The organism is Nocardia sp. alder85J (assembly GCF_020176955.2).
Lineage (GTDB): Bacteria > Actinomycetota > Actinomycetes > Mycobacteriales > Mycobacteriaceae > Nocardia.
In genome coordinates this window covers 1-19,923 of the sequence record NZ_JAIUCZ020000020.1, presented here as the reverse complement: position 1 = coordinate 19,923, position 19,923 = coordinate 1, and the positions used below count along the sequence as shown (strand labels likewise).

The following is a 19,923-nucleotide window of genomic DNA, read 5'->3' as shown; positions in this document are numbered from 1 at the left end:
ACACCACTGGATGGCTCGATTGCGGCGCGCTGGCGGTACTTCTGCGGTGGGGCAACTACCCGCGGCTTCGCGCCGATCCGGATCCGCCTGCCGAACAGAGCGAGGGCCCCGGACAGATCCGGGGCCCTCGGTTCGGTCAGGGTGTTGGCGTTCAGTCGTGGAGGTGGCGTTCGTGAACGATCAGGTGCGCGAGCACGGCGCCCATCCCGACGACGGCGACGGGCAGGCAGGCGACCATGGTGATGATCCACCAGGGCGCGGAGGTGATGTGCCGGGCTTCCATGAGGTGGTAGGCGATCTGGCCGGCGGCGCCGACGGCGAGGCTCGCGAATGCCGAGATCATGGCGTAGGTGCGGGTCGACGGCGTCTCGATGCGGCCGGACAGCCACACGTAGAGCGCGTATGAGGCGTATGCCTCGACACCGATCGGCAGCGTGATCGCGCTGTTGATGGTGAAGCTGTCGGCGATGCCGGGTAGCGGGTGCACCATCCCGAATCCGGTCAGCTGGCCCAGTCCGACCCATCCACTCCAGATCGCGACGAACGCCGGGAACGCCATGATCAGAACCGGCCAGGTCGGCAACGCGCGGCGCGGCCGGGCCCGCGGTACTGCGGCCGCCGGTATTCCCCCACTCTCCGGACTATGGCCGATAGTGCCCATAGGGGCACTATCGGCCATAAGTGAACGTTCCGAGGGCTCCGGGACGGCGTTCACGACGCCGAGGTGCCGGGGTTCGCTGGTTCTGTCGACGCTGTTCGGCGCCGGGCGTGGTTCGCTCGGCTGTTCGCCGCTGTCCTGTGGCTGTTCGCCGCTTGTCCGCGGCGACGAGTCGTCGGCGTCCGCCGGGGTCGGGTCGGGGTCGGCCTCGGTCGGCTCCGGAGTGGACACGGTGGGGCCTCCTGGTGAGGGCTGTTCGGTGTGTTCGCTGCCGTCGCGTTCGGTGTCCGCTCCCCCGGCGGCGGGTTTGTTGCGGCCGTCCGGATCCGGCTGGCCGTTTGCTTCCAGGTACTCGCTGACTACCTTCCACACCGTTGTGCGGCCGACCGTGCGGCCGTGACGCTCGAGCCATTGGCGGGCTTCGGGGCCGGTGGGTTCGATGCCGGCGGCGCGCAGCTGCTCGCAGGCGTACAGAATCGCGTCGCGCTGCGACTCGCGGGCGCGCAGCGCCGCGCGATGGAACCGATCGTCGCCGATCGCGTTCTGTGTCGCCGTCATGCGGTCACCATCCTCTGAGGCTCCCGACACTATGGGGCCTATGAACTGTAGAAGCTATATATTCACTAACTCCACTAGTGCCCATATGGGCACTAGTGGCGCTTTCGGCGCTATCCTCTTGCGTGCGGATAGATCGGATAGAGGCGATAGGTCCCACCGTAACCCCCCTGCTTATGTGCCGCGTTCCGTCTCGCCGATTCCGGCATGATGACCATATTCTATCTAGTGCCCATATGGGCACTAGATGAGATAGTGCATATATTACCCCATATGGTTCATTGCGCCCCTAGGAACTATGGTGCTGATATGGTGGACGGGTTCGCATATGGCATATCGGTCAAGGACGGTCCCTGATGGTTGCTACCGCAGTGATGAATTTGAAGGGTGGGCCCGGCAAGAGCGTCGTCGTGAACGGCCTGGCGCACGCGGCCGCGGCCCGCGCCGAGGCCGCACGCGCGGCGGCCGAAGCCGAAGCCGCAGCCACACGCGCCGCGGCCGAGGCCGCGCAGGCGGCGGCCGGCGACCTGGCCGCCGATGATGAGGCTGTACTCATCGGCGATATGGACCCCCAGGGCAATACGACCCGGCATCTGACCGGGTATTCCATCGAGAACGTGCCGCCGAACGGCACGCTGGCCGATGTCCTGGACCGGCAGGTGGACAAGCAACTGGCCGACGTGGTGCTGCCCGCCAGAACCCGTGAGGGCATCTACGTGGCGCCGTCGGGGTTCGAGCAGATGCAGGCCGTTCAGGATTCGCTGCTGGGCAAGCCGGGTGGTGAGCTGTCGGTGCGGATGGCCTTCAGGGAGGCGAAAACCCAAGGTCGCGTGCTGTTCGATACCAGGCCGGCCGTGGATCTGGTGACGCGGGCCGCGATGCTGGCGGCCGACAACCTGATCATCGTGACGACGCCGGAGTTCGATTCGATCGACGGCATGTTGGCCGTCTTCAAGGCGCTGAGCGACCTCGAGACGTACATGGAGTACCGGCTTCCGCTGGTCGGGGTGGTGATCAACCAGCTCGACGGCCGCCGCAACGATCACACCAAGGGCATCGAGTGGATTCGTAACTACTGCGCGAACAACGGCATCGAGGTGTTGGGGGAGCCGTTTCCGATGGCTGCGGACATTTCGAGGCTGACCAACGCAGGGCTTGGGATGGACCAGCACCCGCAACCGACGGCGAGGTCACGGAGCTTCGCCACGAACTTCGCGGCGATTCTCGACGCCATCGACAAGGAGGCTGCCAGCCGATGAGCAGGATTCCCGATTCGCTGGACAACCTCAATCCGGGGCCACAGCCATCGCGTAACCCCTTCAACAGGGGAGGACGCCCCCCCGAGAAGCCTGCGGCGACGGCCACGACTTCGACGGACGAGACTCCGGATAACCCTAGTGCCGATATGGGCGATAGTGCCCATAGGGGCACTGATAAAAGCCCTGGTAGAGGCAAGAAGAAGGGGAGAGAAGCCGACCGATCCAAGAGGTTGGCCGGCTCGAAGGATGTGTTGGTGTCGCTGCCCACAGGTCTCGCCATGCGAATGGAATCGGTGATCGCGTACACCTATCCGCAGACCGGCATCAACACGCAAGCAGCGTTCATCCGGTCTGCCATCGCGAGGGCCTGCGCGGAGCTGGAGCAGCGGTTCAATGACGGCAATTCCTGGCCGGAGCTTCCGGAGCGGAAGGCCATCTGACCTCGGGGTGGCCGAGCGGATGCATCGGCCACTATCGGCGGTAGTGCCCATAGGGGCGCTACCGTCGATTGCGTTGATACGCTCAACGGCCGCTTGAGCGGCGACGGATCGGCTGCACGGCCCCGGTGGCTCGGCGGATGGGGACGCGCGGGCGAGCTGGCGCGGTTGGCGCTCGCAGTGCCGATATCCGTTCCTCGGCATCGTGGCGTATCTGGCTGATCTGGTCGGCGTGGGCCTGCTCCAGCGCGAGGCGATCGGTGCGGGCCTGGTCTCGCAGCTGCCGCACATCGGCTTCGTGCTGGTGCACGCGGTCATCGAGCTGGCGGCGCACGTCACCGAGTTCGGCCGCGTGATCAGCCCGGAGCTGTCGCAGCTCCTCGCGCAGTCCGCTGGCCTCGGCTTTCGCCTCGCGAGCGGTCTGCGCGGCGTCTTCGGCGGCCTGCTTGCTGCGCTCGGACGCGCGCTCTGCCGCGGTTTGGGCCTTCGTCGCGGCCGCGATGCGGGCCTCCGCGTCGTCACGTGCGGTCCGGATCTCTTCCTCCGCGCGCTGTGCGGCGGCGGCGACAAGCCGTTCCGCCTCCTGCTTGCTCTGGGCGACCTCGGCGCGGGCACCGGTCTGGGCCGCAGCGACCTCCGCGCCGGCTTGCCGCTGGGCATCTTGGTGCGCTGCTACGGCCGAGACGCGGGCAGCCTCGGCGGCCTCTGTGTGGTGACGGGCTTCGGCGATCAGCCATTCGGCGCCAAACTGCGCTTCGGCGACCAGCCAGCGAGCGCACTCGGTGGCGTAGTCGGCCTGATCGGTCGCGATCCGCGCCGCGTCGTCGGCTTCCTCGAGGTCGTCCCGGGCTCGGCGGGCCTGCGCCTCGGCGACTTCGGCACGGCTGCGAGCATCGGCGACGGCCTTCTCCGACTCGGTTCTGACATGCTGCAACTCCGCGGCCTGGGCTTCGTCGTCGCGCGAGGTGTCCAAGTTCTGCACGATGCCGGTCAGCTGGCCGGCGAGGGCGGTCATCGTCTTCCGCGCCTCGGTGAGCTGGTATTCCAGGCTCATGCGCGCCATCGACACCGGCGTGTCGGTCTGGGCGACCTCGACCACCGCACCGCCGGCCGCGGCTTTCTTGCGGCGACGGTCCTTCTCCTTCCACGAGTTCGCCGGGTTGTGCAGCGCCGAACCTGGGGTGTCCCGCTGGTAGCAGTACTTCGACGGTGCCCCCGTCTCTGGGTCCGGCCGGGTAGGGCGCGCGCAATCCGGATAGTTGCAGATCTTCGACGCTGACGGCGGCGCGTCATCGGTGCTCGGCATGGCCTCAGTCTACCACTTACCTATCTAACAATTCCTATCTTTCAATTCCTATCCGATAGGAAATTGAAGATATGTAACTCTCTCTGTGTTGATGGGCTTAGTTGAATTCCGCGGCCGGTGGTCGGCGCGGCCGGTGGTCGGCGCGGCCGGTGGTCGGCGCGGCCGGTGGTCGGCGCGGCCGGTGGTCGGCGCGGCCGGTGGTCGGCGCGGCCGGAGCTGTTGTTTCCGTGTGTCTATATGGGTCTGGATTGCCTACCTCATCACCGCAGTTCATACGGTCTCCCAGGGTGACTTCTCTATATGGCTACGGGATGCCTACTTCATCAAGGGAAGTTCAAGAACGACTCTGTAGCAGTGGGAATCGCGCGTGTGCGGGCGCGCGTACGCGAGATATCTGAGATGGCTACGGCGTGCCTACCTCATCATCATCGAATCGTGGTGTTGGGTGTCCCGCATGGCACATGGGAGTAGCGGGCGGATGACCGGCGCGCAGTGGGCGTCAGATGTGCTGCTGCCTCACATGCCGTATGCGACGAACTATCCGGCGGACGGGCAGCATCGTATGTCGCGTGAAGAGGCGCTGGTCATGCGGTATATCGAGCACAGTCCGCATGCGTTGCTGGGTTCGATCGTGATCGACTGTGACCATGTGGACACGGCGCTGCGGGCTTTCGAGCGGCCGAAGAACCATCCGGATCCGAATTGGGTGGCGCAGTCGCCTTCGGGGCGCGGCCATATCGGCTGGTGGTTGAAAGCTCCTGTGTGCAAGACGGATTCGGCGCGGTTGAAGCCGCTGCGGTACGCGCAGCGGATCGAGGCCGGGCTACGGACGGAGATCGGTGGTGATCCGGCCTACGGTGGCCGGCTGACGAAGAACCCGATCCATGACGACTGGGAAACCCTGTTCGGTCCGGCTGCACCGTACGACCTTTCGGACCTGGTCACGCCCAGCACTCCGCGGCAGATGCCGCGCAAGCCGGAGCGGGCCAACGGGTTGGGCCGCAACGTCACGATGTTCGACACGGGCCGCAAGTGGGCGTATCCGATGTGGTGGCACCACCGCCAGGGCACGGCTACGGCTTGGGAACACCTCGTGCTCGAGCACTTCCGTTACGAGATCAATGATCTGTTCGCCTATCCGCTGCCGTTTTCCGAGGTCCTGGCTACGGCTAGGTCTGTTTCCCGCTGGATTTGGCGTAACTTCAGTGAGGAGCAGTTTCGGGAACGTCAGGCTGCCCGTGGTCGCGTGGGTGGCAAGACGGTGACCGACAAGAAGCGGGCGGCGATTGCCGCCACCAACAAGAAACGGGCTATCGACCGCTCGATGGTTCTTGCCGCTGCACTGGAGGACTGATGGCCGCTGAACATCCCAAGCGACGCACCAAGACTGCCAAGGAGATGGCTGAGCAATTGGGCATCTCGGTTCGCTCGGTCCGCAACATCATCGCGGAGCCGCGCGAGAATTTCGAGGCGCGGGCCGCGGAGAAGCGCACCCGTGCCCGCGAGCTGCGCGCCGATGGTGCTTCCTACCGCGAAATCGCCGATGAGCTGGGAATATCCATCGGGTCTGTGTCCAGTCTGCTGCATGCGAAGCAGACCACGAAAGCCAGCTAGCCCTTCCTTCGTGATCGCGAGGCCGGCCGGATCGACGTCCCGTACGGGTCGTCACCCGGTCGGCCTCGGCGCATGTCCGGATCTATTCGGCCGCTTCGGGTTGTCCTACCTGATCACTGCCTGCCGTCACGGGCCCGGAGGGCGTGTGCGCGGCTGATCTCGTCGGCCTGGCGGGCGCGGGTGCGGGCGTGGTCGGCGTTGTGGTGCGCCCGCTGTGCGATGGCGGCGCGGGCTGCGACGCGGCCGGGGGAGTCCGCGGCGGCCGCGTTGGCGGCGGCCGCGCGCATCTCGGCGAACAGGGCCCTGTTCGCGGCACGTTCGGCCTCCTGCGCGGCGACGGTCCGGGCCCGGTCCAGCAGGGCCGGCGGTACATCCTTGGGTATGAACCGAAGGATGTGGCAGAGGTAGCCGATCGGCTTGTCCGGGTTGGCGATCAGCCTCTTTCCCGAGATCCGGAACTCCTCGAGCGCACCATAGATGTCATCGGCGAGCCACCCGGCGCGGGCGTAGCGGGTCAGAGCGGCCGCCAGCTGGTTGCGGGTGATCCGGCGTACCCAGAGCGGCATTCGTTCGTCTCTGCGGCATCTCTCGGCCAGCAATGTGGCTTTCTGGTCGTAGGCGCGGCTGATCTTGCGGCGCCGGCTCTGCTCGGTGCCGCGCGAAGCGCGTCGTTTCCTCTCGTTCTCCGTTGAAGAAGCCGATTTCGGCCGTGAGAGGGAAGAAAAACCGTCGCTTCGCTCCGGTGGGGTGCCAAAACCCTGTTCAAGCAATGTTTCCACTGCCGAGTTGTCCACAGGCAGAGCGGTCGATTCGTGCAGGGCCGAGACGGCGGCCCATCCTCGGGCGCGGTCGTTGCGCTTCCAGGACTCCAGGCGCTCGGCGAGAGTCCGACGGCGGCCCGCGAATACGACTGTGCGACACCCGATCCGGTCCACAAGGCGGCGGCACCGGTGAATGGTCGATTCGCTGCGCGCGACCCGGTGTTGGAGGCGGCCGACGGTCACGCGGGAGTTGCGGCCGGTGACGTGGTCGGCTCCGGCCGACTCGCCGATGAGGTAGGCGGCGAACGTCTTTCGGGCCACCGACTCGACGGCACCGGCGGCGCGCAGGGCCTTGTAGTGGGCGTCGTACAACGCGAGACAATGAGCGATCCAGCGGGCCCGGCCCCACCAGCACGTCGGGGCGGCCCGCTCCGTGGTTGCGGTGTAGGCGTTCTCGGGCAGCACGAGGCGCAGCGGCGGCAGCGCGAACAGCGCGGCCGCGCTCGGGTGCGCCGGTCTGCGGCGCCGGTGCGGGGAGGTGTAGCAACCTCGCCCGGATACAGGTATGGGTAGCCCGGCATCGGTGCGGACCGGATCGTGACCGGGTGACCCGGCCGCGATGCTTTGAGACGCACGTGCGCGCTTGCTACCCTTGGAACCGCGTAGCAAGCGTCGGTCCTTCGGGGCCAGCGAAAGACCTCCAGCGCCAACTGGGGGTCTTTCTTCGTTATTGGGTTCTGGTGCATCCGCTTCGCCAAAAGCGTTCGGCCCTTGTGGCCTACGCCCTTCCTAGTGCATCCCGGCCGGATGATGAGGTAGGCACGCCGGGCGTGTCGGCTGGATTTCGCACCGTGTTGTTCGATCCTCGCCGCGCGGTTGGCGGTCCGCACTGAGGGGCTGCCGCGCCAACTTCGTTGGCTTGCCTCGTGTTTCGGTCAGGTGGGGAGGGTGGTGATCTCGGTGACGGTCCAGTCCGGTTGTGCGGTGACGGTGATGAGGGTGGTGGCGATGAGGTCCGCGGTGGTGATGGAACCTCCGGTGGCGTGGATGAGGGTGGTGATCTTGCGGTGCCAGGTGACGGCGGTGTCGGCGGGGTGCTGTTCGCTGCTGATGTCGCTGGTGGTGTGGATGAGGACGTGGGTGTTCATCCACGATTGCCAGAGCGGGCGGGGGATCGGGTAGGGCCGGTAGGAGTCCGCGGCGCGGGGGGTGAGCAGCGGCCGGGCGCGGTCGCGGGCGGTTTCCGGGCCGGTGTCGCCGTCACCGGGCCGCCAGTCGAACAGGGCCGTCACGGCGGCCAGGGCGACGGTCTCGGGGTTGGTCCGGTCGAGATCGGTCCATGGGGCCGGCAGCGGCGGGAGTGCCTGGCTGGTCGCGCCGGACGGTACGCCGGTGCCGTGGTCGTCGTGCTCGCCGTAGTCGTGACCGGTGCGGGAGCAGGCGGCCAGGGCGGTGGCGGTGAGGGCGAGCGCGACGGCGAGTCGTCGGCTGCGGCGCCGGGTTCGGGTTGTCATTGCTGGCCTCCGTGGGTGTGTGCGGTGAATGTCGGTGCGGCGGCCGCCGGCTGGTCGGCCGGGGTGATGTCGGTGTGGCCGGTGAGTTCGGCGGCCTGATGGTGGCTGCGGCGGTGGATCGGCAGCAGGATCGCCGGGTCGTTGTCGGCGGTGAGGTGGCGGCGCATGGCGGCGGGGTTGCGGGTCCAGGCGGCGACGGCATCGATGAGGTATTGGAAGTCGGAGAATGGTTGTCCGTCGGTGAGCAGCCAGGCGCGGCGGATCTCGGCGGCCTGGTCGAGCAGCTGTTCGGCGGCCTCGAGGGTCTCCGCGTGCGGCGCGGCGGCGCGAAGCTGGTGCATCCGGGCGAAATCGGCGCGCATCAGCTGTTCGGCGAGGGTGGCCGCGTCGGGGTAGTGCGCGGGGCTGGCCGGGTCCGCCGGGTCGTTCGGGTAAGGGAATGGGTTCATCGGCTCTCCTTCGGCAGTGCCGCGGCGTTGATCGCCGGGCCGGTGGGGTGTGGCTGCTGTTGCCCGGTGTCGGGGCTGGTGTAGCGGCGGACGGCGATCAGCTGGCCCCCGGCGGTGACGGGGGCCTCGGTGACGGTCTGGCCCTCGGTCGGGCTGTGGATCATGAGCCCGCCGCCCTCGTAGACACCGACGTGTTCGGCGCTGCCGCCGGCGCCGAAGAACACGAGGTCGCCGGGCTGGGCCTGAGCCAGGTCGGCGACGGGTTGGCCTTGTCCCATCTGGCCCGGGTTGCCGGGGTCGCCGGTGTAGTGCGGCAGCAGGATTGCGCCGCCGGTGGCCTGGGCGACGGCGTAGAGGGTGAGGCCGGAGCAGTCGAATCCGCCACCGGTCGGCCCCTGGGCGTCGCCACCGCCCCAGACGTAGGGCTCGCCGATCTCCGAGCGGGCGGCCGCGACGATCGCGGCGCCGGTGCCGGCGTCGCCGGGCGCGGCCGGGCCGCGCGTGCCGCCGGTGGGCCCGCATCGGCCGGGGCTACCGGAGGGTGCAACGCCTTGCAGGCGGGTGTACAGGTCGCGTGCTTCGGCCTCGCGCTGGCCGTATTTGCCGCGCAGGTCTGCGCGGGGGCGCTGCACGTCGGCGGCGGCGACGGTGAAATCCTTTGCCTGCCAGTCGGTTGCGAGCAGGCGCTTGTAGAACTCGGTGGCGGCGTGGGCGGGGTCCATGATCTCGGCGACGGTGCCGTAGCCCATGCCTGCCTGCTGCTGCATGATCCCGATCGACAGCGCGTCACCGGGGGCGATGCCGTCGTTGGGGTAGCTCGCCGATTCCGGCACCTTTTCGGACGCGAGGTTGCGTAGCTCGGATTCGACCAGTCCGACCGACAGGGCGATGACGATCGCCTGATCGGGTGCGCCCATGTCCTTTCCGGTGCTGATCACGATCTCGGCGTTGCGGTCGCGTGCCGAGTCCGCTACTGCGGCTTGCTGATTGGTGTCGGGGGCCGGGCTGGTGCCGCCGCTGGTGGCGGCCTGGCGGGCTCGTTGCAGGTAGGGGGTGGGGTCGGTGTCGGTGCCGGCGCCGAGGCGGTCACCGTGCCAGATCTCGAAGTGCAGGTGCGGGCCCGTGGACTCGCCGGAGTCGCCGGATCGGGCGATGAGCTGGCCGGCGGTGACCTGGTCGCCGACTTTGACCAGTACGCCGCCGGGGTTCATGTGCCCGTAGACCGTGCTCATCGGCGTTCCGTCTATGACGTGCGAGATGACGATCCACGCGCTGAATCCCTCCACGCCGGTGTCCTGGGCGGCTGTGACAGTGCCGTCGGCGAGGGCGTAGATGGGGCTGCCCTCGGGGACGGGGAAGTCGACGCCGCGGTGGTCGGGGCGGTCGGGGGTCCGGTAGCCGGATCCGATGTCCACGTTGGGGTCCAGGGGGTAGGCCAAGGGGCCGGCGTGGGGTGCGCCGGTCGACGGCCCGCATGTTGTGCTGTCCTGCTCGGCGGCGCATCGGGCGAGCAGCAGTAGCAGCAGCAGGACAAGGGCGAGGATCTTGCGCCAGTGTGTGAGCAGGAACGAGACGGCGACCGACATCGGCTAGTCCGTTCTCATGCCGGTGTTGGTGTCGTGGATGCCCAGTTCGCGTTCCAGGGGGGATATCCACGTGCGGAAGGCCAGGCCGGGCCGGTCGGGGTCGTCGCCCCATTTGGCGATGAACCGCCCTTTGCCGGGGTGAGGCATGGTGCGGTGCCCGGTCTGGGCCGGCGGCGGCGCGGAGGTCCACGAGAGCAGGCGGGCACGTTCACGGTCGGTGTAGTCGATCAGTCCGGCCTGTGCGTCGATTTCGTAGCCGTTGATCGGCCCGCTGAACGTGATCTTGGATCGGGAGATGAATCCGGTGGCTTTGCCCTGGTCGGTGATGTCAGCGGAGACCTTCGTGAAGTCGGTGACGGTGTGGGTGTAGGTCGTGAGCGAGACGCCGTCGGTGCGGCCGGTGCGGGTCATCCGGTCCAGGGTCTTGATCTGGCTCGATCCGCCCACGTCGAGTAGCTGCGACAACTCGTCCATGTGGATGTCGGTGACGGTCTGGCGGCCGAACCCGTTGTCCGCGAGGGTCATTCGGGCCGACACGGCGGCCTGGGCCTCCATGCCGGTGAGGGCGATGATGGCCGCGCGCAGGTCGCGACCGGAGTGGACGTTGATGATGGACAGGTCGATGTCGACCATGGCGGCCGCGAGATCGAGGCGCGTGGTGGTCTGGCCGTTGAAGCTCTCGCCGAACATGCCGACGGTCAGGGATTTCAGCGATTGCAGCAGGCGGTGTGTGGTGGCGGCGAAGTCGGCGGCGCTGGGCGCGGCGACGGCGTATCGCATGTCCTCGGTGGGCTGCTCGAGCTGGCCGATCAGATCGGAGATGATCGGTGGCCGTGCCGGTTCGAACCGGTCGCCGGCGTACAGCTCGATCAGTGCGGCGCTGATGGCGGTGGATTCGAAATCTTCGAGCGGCGCGCGGCGGCGCAAGCTGACCAGGGCCTCCAGATTGAACAGCTGGGTCTGGTGCAGTTCGGCGATCAGGCCGCCGATAGCGGGGTGCCCGGCCGGGAGCCGGTGCAGGGCCCATGCATAGGCGGTGGGGTCCAGGGGGTTGAGTACGCCGTGGCCGGGCCCTACCTCGATGATCTGGCCGTCGCGGCTGCCGGTCTCCGGATCGTTGAGCAGATCGCACAGTCGCCGGTAGTCGGGTTTGATGTCGGCCGGGCAGATCACGTGCCGCCCGCTGGCGAGCGCGCCGAGCACCAATTGCCGCCCGAGGGTGGATTTGCCGAAACCGTTGGGCCCGAGCACGACTCCGACCGGCGCGGACAGCATTTCGGCGTCGAACCAGGACATCGCGTCGTAGAAAAACGGTGCCCCGGTCTCGTCCTGGATGCCGATCGGCCATCCGGGGGAGACAAATTCGGTGCTGCGGGGGAAGGGCCACAGGCCGCAGACGCGGTTGGTGGTGCCGCGAATCTCGGGGATCGGCATCGGCTTCTTCATGTAGCCGCCGTACGGGGCCATGAATCCGCGCGGGGTCGGGCGGCGGGCGGCCTGCCAGGGCTGGCGGGCCGCCGAGTAGCTGGCCCTCCACACCGCGAGTTCGTGGGCGCGCAGTTTGCGGGCGGCGTTGAACTTGCTCGCGATGCTCATCGTCGGCATGGCCTCGCGCAGGTAGGCCACCTCATCGGGAGGCATGACCCCGTCGGCTCCGCGGGCGTGGTGTTCCTGCCGGGTGCTCACGCGGCGGGGGAGCAGCAGGCGGCCGGTCATATCGGGTCTCCTCCGGGATAGGGCCGCTATGGGCCATATGGGCAATGGGGGTGTGGTGGGCTGGGGTGGGTGCGCGAGCGGCCGGTTAGGCGGACAGGATGTCGGTCATGTCGGTCTCGTCCATGTCCGGGTAGACGCCGATGCCGAGCCCGGTGAGGAACATGGCGGCTTGGTCGCTGTAGCAGGGGGCGATCTTGATGCTGGCGGCGATGCCGGCGGCGCGGATGAACGCGGTTTCGTCCAGGCCGCTGGCGCCGATGGGCACGGTGACGGTGACCAGCGTGCCGACGCGGGTGAGGCCGTGGCCTTCGGCGAGATCTTCACGGGTGGCGGCGATGTCGTCGTAGCGCATCTGCTGTTTGGCGTCCACGAGTCCGCGGCGGCGGCGCTGGACGGCGGCGAAGGCGTCGCGATAGTCGCTGTCGGTGGTCTCTACGGCATCCTGGGGCCGGTAGGGGCGGTAGATCAGGGTCACGCGCTTGTAGGGGGCGCGGTAGGTGGGTGCGAGCAGCTGGGCCAACACGTCGTCCTCGATCGGCTGCACGGGGAACTCCCATGCGCGGCTGGTGAACGATTTGCCGGAGTCGTGCAGGTAGTAGCTGTGCTCGTCGGAGTGGTACGACGGGCCCGCGTCTTCCCAGGTGATGCCGGGGTCGCCGGTGGCGGCCATGGCCTCGTCCAGCATCGGCCCGGCGGCCGGGTTGAAGGCCGCGTGCGTGAACGCGATGATTTCGCCGGCGGTGGCGAAGGTGGCGGACAGGCCGGCACCGGCGGCCGCGTCGGTCAGCTCCTCGAGGCGGCGGGCCACGGACTCGATGCCGGAGCGGAAATGGCCGCTGGAGTAGCGGAAGGTGACGGCGATGCGCTGGGTGTAGCGGATGCGGTCGGTGGCGAGGTCGCTGGTGCGGTCGTCCATGAGGTCGAGTACCAGGGCGGGCGCGGCCTGGTGGCGGCGCTTGTCGATCTCGACGTTGTAGCGGGCCCCGGTTTCGGGCACGGTGTCGGTGACCACGGCGATTCCGGCCACGTCGCCGAATTCGCCTGCGCGGCGGATGAATTCGCCCCATCCGGCGACCTGAGCGTTGGTGGTGGTCTCGGGCTGGGTGGCGCGGCCGATGGCGGAGGTGTCCATGATGATGGTGACGGTGCGGTGGATCGGGTTGACCAGGGCGCCGATGTCGTCGCCGGTGGCCGGGTCGAACAGCCGATCGAGGATGATGGGGGAGGCCAGGCCGGGCAGGCGGGCGTGTCCGCCGGGGATGTGCGCGAACAGGCCGGTCCTGTATCTGTGGGCCATGCGGCGGCGGATCGGCAGGCTGCGTAGCCAGGACAGGAAGTAGTCTCCGGCGCTGGTGCCGCGGAGGCGGATCATGCTCGGGCCGATGAGCAGCGCGGCGACGGCGAGAATCGTGATGGCGCCGGTCATCGAATGGAACAGGTAGGCCGAGCCGATCGCCAGCGCCATGGCGCCGACGGCGGCCATGGACATGCCGGTGGACAGGCCGGGAATCAGGCCGGTCGATTCCGGTCGGCGCCAGCCGGCGTATTTCTGTGATCCCATCGTGGGCCTTTCGTGTGCTCGGAAGTCGTTGGCGGGCTAGGTGATTCGCTTGAATGTCGCATCGCGCGGTGGGCTGCTGCTGGCGGTGCGGCGGCCGGGGCGCGGGGTGCGCGGGGTGGTGGTGTCGCCGGTGCCGCCGGATCCCGCGCGGGTGCTGTTACGGGCGCGGCCGGTGCCCCGCTGGCCCGGTGCGGCCGCCTGGTTGCCGCTGCTGCCGCTGCTGCTGGTGCTGGCTCCGGTGCGGGCCCGGCTGTTCGACGGTGCCGCGGCCGCGCCGGTGCTGGTGCGGCGGCTGCCGCTGGCGGTGCCGGTGGCGGCGCTGCTGGCGCCGGTGCGGCTGGTGGATCCACCTCGAGCGCGGCCGCCGGTGGTGGGTGCTGAGGCTGCGGCGCTGCGTGCGGCCGTGGCCGTGGCGCGGCCACCGGCGGCGGCGCCGGAGCTGCGGGACGGGGGTGGCCCGGTGAGGGTCTGCATGGCGGCGCGGCCCATGGCGCCGACGAACGGGACGGCCTTGGCCGCTCCGCGGCCGGCCGCGGCCGCGCCGGAGGCGGCGACGCTTCCGGCGGTGGCCGCGGTGTCCTTTCCTCGACCGAGGGCGGTCATGCCCGCCGAGATCCCGCCGCGGCCGTTGCGGAGGGTGCCGCGCAGCATCGGGCTACCGGCGTAGGAGACGTTGGTGCCGATCATGTTGACCAGCTGGGGCAGGATGAACGCCGGGGCGACCATGAGCGCGACGGCGGTGATCACGTCACCGCCGGATTCGAGGCTGCGGATCTGCATGAACGCCACGCCGAAGCACAGCGATGCGAGTGGTTTGAACAGCAGGGCGGCGACGGCAACGCGGGTCAGGGCCCAGAACACCGTTTTGCCGCCGCCGACGACACTGGACGCGCCCGCGATCGGCAGGGCGACGGCGGCGTAGATGATCCAGAACTTCTGCATCACGAGCTGGATCATCAGTTCGATATAGGCCAGCAGGCCCAGCAGGCACAGTGCCAGGCTGATGACGTCCTCGGTTTTCAGCTTCGCGTCGCGCCCGGACAGGGCGGACGAGAGGGCATCGACTACGTGTGTGGGGCCGTCGGGCCCGGCGGCTGAAACGAATATCCAGCTGGACAGGGCGTCGGAGACGCTGGAGAGGGCGATCAGGATCGGGGCGGCCATGGACGCGGCGACGGCCCAGCGGACCAGGCCGCCGATGGCGTCGGGGGCGGCGTTGTCGCCGGAGAGCATGGCGCGCTGGTACAGCACGGCTATCAGGGCGATGAGCAGGCCGAGGCCGAGCGCGATCGTCTGGAGGTCGCTGGTGAGGTCGGTCATCCGCTGCACGGCGGTCTGTGTGCCGGAGACGTCGACGCCCGTGCCCATGAACAGCTGGACGACGTATTTCATGATCCAGACGTATCCGGCCAACACCCAGTCGACCATGCTCGAAAGCATGGACATGCCAGCGTCTTTCACGGCGTTTCCGGCGGTGGAGGACACCACGCCGCCGGGGGTCGGGATGCACATGCCGGCGACCTTCAATCCGTTGCACGAATCGTCGGTGCCGCCGGGCGTGCTCGGGTCCGGCGTGGTGGTCTCCGTGGTGCTCGGCGTCGTCGGTGCGGTGGTGGTCGTCTGCGTGCTGGGGCTGGTGGTCGGGGGTTGTGCCGCGGTGGTGCCGGCGAGGGCCGCGAGCACCAAGAGCGCGGCCGCGAGCAGCGCCAGGGCGCGGCGGGCGATCACCACGGCGACCACCCGATCGGTTGTGTGGTGTACTGCGCGGACCGGGGCACCTTCCCGCCCAGTGCCAGCACATCGGTTGCGGTCTGCTCGGACAGGTACCAGTCGCCGTCCTGCCAGGTCACCGTGTAATCGAGGCTGCCGCCGGCCGCGTCGCCCTGGCGCGGCGGCCACCAGTACTGCACGCGGGTGACGGTGTCGGAGATCGGTTCGGCCTTCCACATCGCCGGCCGGATGATGTTCTTCTGCTGGGCCAGGCAACCGGGGTTGTCCAGTCCTTTCCCGCGCTCGTACTGCGGAAGCTGGGGGGTGAGCCGGTCTCGGTCGGCGGGGGCGATGACCTGCGGGACAGCGGTGTTGTTGCCGACGGTCGCGGCGTAGCTGGACATCTGGAGTGCCGCCATGGCGGCGCCGAGCGAGGTGCGAGCGTATCCGCCGAAGACGCCGTCGGCGCGGGTCTTGGTGGGTCCGTCGGTGGTGGAGAACGGCAGCGCGGCGCAGCGGACCCGTTCCCACATCACGGGCCCGTCCACCACCGACTTGTCTTGCGGGAGCACGGTTCCGCGGACGTCCTTGGCCTGTTCAACGGTCTTGGGGGTCACGTTGGTGGTGGCGATCAGCGGGGTTCCGAAGGTATCGGCGAACCACTGGGTTTGTTTGAGTGGTTTCGCGGTCACGCCGGGCTGGCCGGGCACCGTGGGGCCGGTGTCGTGGTCGCTGCTGTGGCTGCATGCGGCGACGGTGGTGACGACTGCGAGGGCCAGTGCTGCGGCGCACGTGGTGAGGGTCCTGCGCGTCATGGTCGTGTCTCCTTCGGTGAGAGGTCGGGTTGGCGGGGATGCCGTACCAATTGTGTTGGCGGGCCTTGTCATTGGATCGGTCATGCCTGGGGGAGGTGTTCGGCGTCGGCGGGCATCTCGGGGTACGCCTTCAGGACGGTGGTGGTGTCCTTGGGGTCGGGGAGCTGGATGAGCCAGGTCCCTGCGAGCCAGACGAGCTGACGGGTCAGCCCGTTGACGGACTTGTCCGGCTGGCGGAACAGGATTTCGATGGTGGCCGCGTCGTCCTGGTAGCCGGTGAATCGGAAACCGGTGATACGGGGCAGTCGCGCGGCGTCGGGCTGGCCGGTGAGGGAGATGTTGGCGCGGGCGGCGAGGTAGGCGGTGAGGCCGGCGCCGACGGCGAAGTAGTCGCGGGCGACGGCGCCGAACGCATCGTCTCCGGCGGTGTCCAGCATGGTTTGCGAGTCCGCGGCTGCCATGACCGCACCGTCCATGGTGTGCGGGAAGCGGATTCGGTCGCCCTGGCCGGGAGAGGTCGGCGGGGTCACCGTGCCGTCGGTGACCCAATCGGCACCGCGATAGCTTGTGATCGTCAGCGGTTTGCCGGTGGTGTGGTCGCTGCCGCCGCATCCGGCGACGGCCAGGGCTGCGAGGCAGGCGGCGAGCAGCGCGGCGAGTCGGGGGCGTATACGCATCGGGGCTCCTACCCGTGTAGCCAAGAGGCAATGTCGAAGGTGCGGGCTGCCACGGCCGCGCAGAAGAGGATGATCAGCACTTCACGCCAGTAGTCGGCGATGTTCTCCCCGCCTCTGTAGTAGCGGAGCGTCCCGGAGATTCCGGCCGCGAAGATCCCGCCCAGGGCGAAGTATCCGGCCAGTCCGATGAGCTGGCCGGCGAGCTTGAGCAGCGGATCGAGCACTTGAGAGGGCAGCGGATCGGCGAGGATTGTGGTGTTCACAGGCTCATCGCCCAGTTGACGGCGGCGGCTCCGGTCGCGCCGCACCCGACGAAGAACGTGACGCCGCCGATCATGGACAGAGCGCTGGTCTGCGCCATCGTCCATTTCTGGTAGGCGTAGACGGCTCCGGAGATCAGGAATGCGCCCAATGCGACCCATCCGGAGAAGGCCCAGAGCAAGCCGAGGAACTTTTGCGCGAGCTGTTCGAAGGGGCCGCCGTCGGGGGTCGGTTGTGACACTGCCAGGACAACCGTGGAGGTCGCGGCGCTGATGGTAGGGGTCATCGGCTGTTCTCCTGTTCGGCGATGCGGTGGAACACGTGGCGGTAGATGTTGGTGAGGACTGTTGGCACCGAACGGTTTTCGCTGTTCTGCGGGGTCCACAGCCGGGTTTGCTCGGCCTCGGTGGGCAGGCGCATCCTCGGGTCGTGGATCAGGGTGTGGATCGGGATCCCGGCGCGTTCGGCGGCGTCGATCAGCTCGCGCAGCGCGAGCGTGGGGCGGGGCTGGTCCTCGAGCAGCGCGATTGCCGCGACCTGGGCGCCGCCACCGACGGTGTGCGACAGGGCACCGGCCAGTTGCCGCGCGGCGCGGACGCCGTCGGGGCTTTTCGGGGCGGTGAGCACCAGATACGGGCTGTGGCCGGCCGAGGGCCGCCAGCGGGTGTCTCGCTGGACTTCGTCGGCGCACGCGCACCAGGCGGCCAGGGTCGTGGCACCGGATTCGGGGACGGCGGCCATGACGTGGAACAGCGGCGGCCGGGGCCCTTCGCCGGGCCGGTCGGCGGCCGGGGCCTGTTCCTCGCCGGGGCCGGTGACCGGGTCCGGGTCGGCGGGTCCGGTGGCGGGCTTGGGGGGCTGCTCGCGCTCCTCGACGGCGGGTTCGTCGGCGGGTTCCTCGTCGTAGGGTTCCGGTTCGATGACCGGCCGGACGGGCGGTTCGTGGCGGCGGATGATGCTGGTCATGGCCTGCCGATCTGCTTGGTTTGGGCGGGTGAGGCCGCGAGCAGCGGTGAACCGATGTGCAGCAGGGCTCCGGCCGTGGTGGCGGGGTCGGTCGCGGCGAGGCGGGTGGCGATGCTGGCGGTGCCGTCGGCGACCCACACCAGCGGCCCGACCTTGGCCGGGACCTGGGGCGGGGTCGGTCCGTTGGTGGTGATCCGGACGTCTCCGGGGGTCTCGGTCTTCGGGGCCGTCGGGGCGTTGCCGAGCGGCGGCCCCACCGGGTTGACGACGTTGCCGGCGGTGTCGCGGTCGTAGTGGGCGTTCACCACGGGCGCGGGTTTGCCGCTGGTCGCGGTGGTGGTGTTCGGGGTGCTGGTCGGCGGGTTCTTCTTCGCCTCGTCCTTCGCGCGGGTGGCGCGCAGGTCGCGGGCGGCGGCGGTGATCCAGTCGGCGGTGATGTCCGTCGGTGTGGAGCCGTCCAGGGCGACGCGGGCGGTGCGGTAGCCGCCGTGGGTGGCCTGCTGGTTCCACAGCCGCGCATCGGTAAGCAGTTGCGGCAGATCCTGATTGGCTTTCACCTCGTTGATGAGCAAATCGAAAATGCTGCTGATCTTCTTCTCGGCACTCTGCGGCGGCATGATGTTCAGCGCCGCTGTGGCGGTGTTGCCGACGATCGAGATCACCGGGGTGACCAGGCCGGGCAGCCCGGCGGCGGCACCGGTGGCCGCGCCCGCGCCCGCTGCGGCGACTGCGGCGGCGGGCCCGCCGGCGAGGGCGGGGACACCGGCGGTGATTGCGCCGGTGGCGGCCGAACCGGCGATCTGCACCCCGGCGTTGATGAGGCTGCCCAGGACGGCGGGGTTGAGCACGGAGCCAACGAACGTCGTGACCGAGGACATGATCATCTGACCGGATTTCAGCAGGGCCACAAGGGGATTGGTCTGCTGGTCGGCGTTGCGCGGGTCGGCGGCGGCTTCGAGGCGCTTGGAGATGGAGGCGCTGCCGTCGAAGTACATATCGGCGAGGTTGTGGCCTCGCACGTCCTTGTCCATGAAGGTGGCCGTGCCGCCGGCGAAGGTGTTGGCGGTCGCGGCGGCCAGGGAGGTGACCACGCCGAAGGGGTCGTGGGTGAAATCGAGGTTCGATTGCCCGGCGATGTCGAGCGCGACCTTCGCCAGGCTGATGCTCTTGGGTGCGGAGCAGGCCAGGTCACCGGAGAGGCACCACTGCACGGTCCGGTCGTCCAGGGCGCCGAAGCTGGCTGCGATGTCGCGCGCCGGGCCGATCCCTTCGCCTTTCGGCGAGTCGTACATGTCGGGGAACTTCGTCGCCGACGGGCGGGTCTTGCGGTCGGTGCCGGGCCAGGGGGCCGGGCCCTGTTGTCCGGGCCGGCCCGGGAACAGCGCGGCGTCGGGGCCGCGGGTGGGGTCACCGAACGTGGCGACCAGGGCAATGTCCCCGGCGGTGATCGGGCCCGTTTTCCCGGCGCCGATCTGCTGGGCCAGCATCGACACCGCGTGCCCGCCCTGGGAGTAGCCCAGCAGCACGAGTTTCGTGGTGGGGCACTGGTACACCACCCGCGCGGCGACCTGGGTCAACCGGTTGTAGCCGTCGATGACGCTCGCCTTGTAGGCCGTCGCCAAGCCCTGGGAGCCGAAATCCGCGGGGTAGGCGATGTAGGTGCGCTCGATCCGAAGTCCTTCGGCGCGAGCGGTGTTCAGGGCCGGGATGATGGCGGCGGACAGTTCGCCGGTGTCGTCGTCGCTGGGGGCGTTCACGCTGGATTCGGTGGTGCCCGCCACGGCGAGGACGTGGATGTCGGGGCAGGTACCGGCGGCGTCGTCGCCGGCGGCCGCCGGGGCGAAAACCACGACGGTGACCGTTGCCACGGCCGCGCAGATCATGCCGAGCGCGGCCGCGCGCACCGTACGCGCGGTCACTGGTCGTCCTCGGTGGTGGCGGCGTCCTCGACCAGGGCAGCGAGATCGGTGGATTTCCAGTCCTGGAATCCGGGCGTCTGGCACCATTCCGCGGCGGGCGGCGGGTCGTCGGGGCTGTCGTTGATCTCGATGTCGAGCAGCAGACGCCATGAGATCGCT

The 19,923-nt window shown here is 68.9% G+C and carries 19 protein-coding genes; 4 read left to right on the top strand and 15 right to left on the bottom strand.

Annotation, left to right across the window (positions count from 1 at the left end):
* Window positions 1–151: 151 nt before the first annotated feature.
* Window positions 152–1,216, bottom strand: a complete 1,065-nt coding sequence (locus LBW94_RS42955; protein WP_225061302.1) for a hypothetical protein — start codon at window positions 1,214–1,216, stop codon at window positions 152–154.
* Between the two features lie 353 nt (window positions 1,217–1,569).
* On the opposite strand from LBW94_RS42955, the gene LBW94_RS42950 reads away from it, so the two are divergent.
* Together LBW94_RS42950 and LBW94_RS42945 are read left to right on the top strand one after the other, a co-directional pair.
* Window positions 1,570–2,472, top strand: a complete 903-nt coding sequence (locus tag LBW94_RS42950) for a ParA family protein (protein WP_225061301.1) — start codon at window positions 1,570–1,572, stop codon at window positions 2,470–2,472.
* 254 nt (window positions 2,473–2,726) lie between these two features.
* On the top strand, window positions 2,727–2,912 hold the full coding sequence (locus LBW94_RS42945) for a hypothetical protein (protein ID WP_225061300.1): 186 nt from the start codon (window positions 2,727–2,729) through the stop codon (window positions 2,910–2,912).
* Window positions 2,913–2,994: 82 nt separating this feature from the next.
* Here LBW94_RS42945 and LBW94_RS42940 read toward each other — a convergent pair whose 3' ends face one another.
* A complete protein-coding gene (locus LBW94_RS42940; RefSeq protein ID WP_225061299.1) occupies window positions 2,995–4,215 on the bottom strand; it encodes a hypothetical protein in 1,221 nt (406 codons plus the stop codon).
* 478 nt (window positions 4,216–4,693) lie between these two features.
* On the opposite strand from LBW94_RS42940, the gene LBW94_RS42935 reads away from it, so the two are divergent.
* Together LBW94_RS42935 and LBW94_RS42930 are read left to right on the top strand one after the other, a co-directional pair.
* Window positions 4,694–5,569 carry a replication initiation protein gene (locus LBW94_RS42935; protein WP_225061368.1) on the top strand — a complete coding sequence of 292 codons (876 nt, stop codon included), beginning with the start codon at window positions 4,694–4,696 and terminating at the stop codon, window positions 5,567–5,569.
* Window positions 5,569–5,829 carry a sigma factor-like helix-turn-helix DNA-binding protein gene (locus tag LBW94_RS42930; protein WP_225061367.1) on the top strand — a complete coding sequence of 87 codons (261 nt, stop codon included), beginning with the start codon at window positions 5,569–5,571 and terminating at the stop codon, window positions 5,827–5,829. The genes LBW94_RS42935 and LBW94_RS42930 overlap by 1 nt, the downstream gene beginning before the upstream one ends.
* Before the next feature lie 113 nt (window positions 5,830–5,942).
* Here LBW94_RS42930 and LBW94_RS42925 read toward each other — a convergent pair whose 3' ends face one another.
* From LBW94_RS42925 to LBW94_RS42865, 13 genes are all read right to left on the bottom strand, one after another.
* On the bottom strand, window positions 5,943–7,055 hold the full coding sequence (locus LBW94_RS42925) for a Replication protein Rep (RefSeq protein WP_266273521.1): 1,113 nt from the start codon (window positions 7,053–7,055) through the stop codon (window positions 5,943–5,945).
* A gap of 470 nt (window positions 7,056–7,525) precedes the next feature.
* Complete coding sequence (locus LBW94_RS42920) at window positions 7,526–8,104, bottom strand: hypothetical protein (RefSeq protein WP_225061365.1); 579 nt, start codon at window positions 8,102–8,104, stop codon at window positions 7,526–7,528.
* Window positions 8,101–8,553, bottom strand: a complete 453-nt coding sequence (locus tag LBW94_RS42915; RefSeq protein WP_225061364.1) for a hypothetical protein — start codon at window positions 8,551–8,553, stop codon at window positions 8,101–8,103. The genes LBW94_RS42920 and LBW94_RS42915 overlap by 4 nt, the downstream gene beginning before the upstream one ends.
* A complete protein-coding gene (locus LBW94_RS42910; RefSeq protein ID WP_225061363.1) occupies window positions 8,550–10,139 on the bottom strand; it encodes a peptidoglycan DD-metalloendopeptidase family protein in 1,590 nt (529 codons plus the stop codon). The genes LBW94_RS42915 and LBW94_RS42910 overlap by 4 nt, the downstream gene beginning before the upstream one ends.
* Before the next feature lie 3 nt (window positions 10,140–10,142).
* On the bottom strand, window positions 10,143–11,855 hold the full coding sequence (locus LBW94_RS42905; protein ID WP_225061362.1) for a hypothetical protein: 1,713 nt from the start codon (window positions 11,853–11,855) through the stop codon (window positions 10,143–10,145).
* 85 nt (window positions 11,856–11,940) lie between these two features.
* Window positions 11,941–13,416 (bottom strand): SCO6880 family protein, encoded by a 1,476-nt coding sequence (locus LBW94_RS42900; RefSeq protein ID WP_225061361.1) that lies wholly within the window; start codon window positions 13,414–13,416, stop codon window positions 11,941–11,943.
* A gap of 36 nt (window positions 13,417–13,452) precedes the next feature.
* Complete coding sequence (locus LBW94_RS42895; protein ID WP_225061360.1) at window positions 13,453–15,156, bottom strand: hypothetical protein; 1,704 nt, start codon at window positions 15,154–15,156, stop codon at window positions 13,453–13,455.
* On the bottom strand, window positions 15,141–15,941 hold the full coding sequence (locus LBW94_RS42890) for a hypothetical protein (protein ID WP_225061359.1): 801 nt from the start codon (window positions 15,939–15,941) through the stop codon (window positions 15,141–15,143). The genes LBW94_RS42895 and LBW94_RS42890 overlap by 16 nt, the downstream gene beginning before the upstream one ends.
* An 80-nt stretch (window positions 15,942–16,021) precedes the next feature.
* Window positions 16,022–16,618, bottom strand: a complete 597-nt coding sequence (locus LBW94_RS42885; protein WP_225061358.1) for a hypothetical protein — start codon at window positions 16,616–16,618, stop codon at window positions 16,022–16,024.
* An 8-nt stretch (window positions 16,619–16,626) separates the two neighbouring features.
* Complete coding sequence (locus LBW94_RS42880) at window positions 16,627–16,881, bottom strand: hypothetical protein (protein ID WP_225061357.1); 255 nt, start codon at window positions 16,879–16,881, stop codon at window positions 16,627–16,629.
* Complete coding sequence (locus tag LBW94_RS42875; protein ID WP_225061356.1) at window positions 16,878–17,165, bottom strand: hypothetical protein; 288 nt, start codon at window positions 17,163–17,165, stop codon at window positions 16,878–16,880. Before LBW94_RS42875 ends, LBW94_RS42880 begins: the two co-directional genes overlap by 4 nt.
* The gene (locus LBW94_RS42870) at window positions 17,162–17,845 is read right to left on the bottom strand and encodes a hypothetical protein (RefSeq protein WP_225061355.1); all 684 of its coding nucleotides are present in this window, start codon (window positions 17,843–17,845) and stop codon (window positions 17,162–17,164) included. Before LBW94_RS42870 ends, LBW94_RS42875 begins: the two co-directional genes overlap by 4 nt.
* On the bottom strand, window positions 17,842–19,764 hold the full coding sequence (locus LBW94_RS42865; protein WP_225061354.1) for a cutinase family protein: 1,923 nt from the start codon (window positions 19,762–19,764) through the stop codon (window positions 17,842–17,844). Before LBW94_RS42865 ends, LBW94_RS42870 begins: the two co-directional genes overlap by 4 nt.
* Window positions 19,765–19,923: the final 159 nt, after the last annotated feature.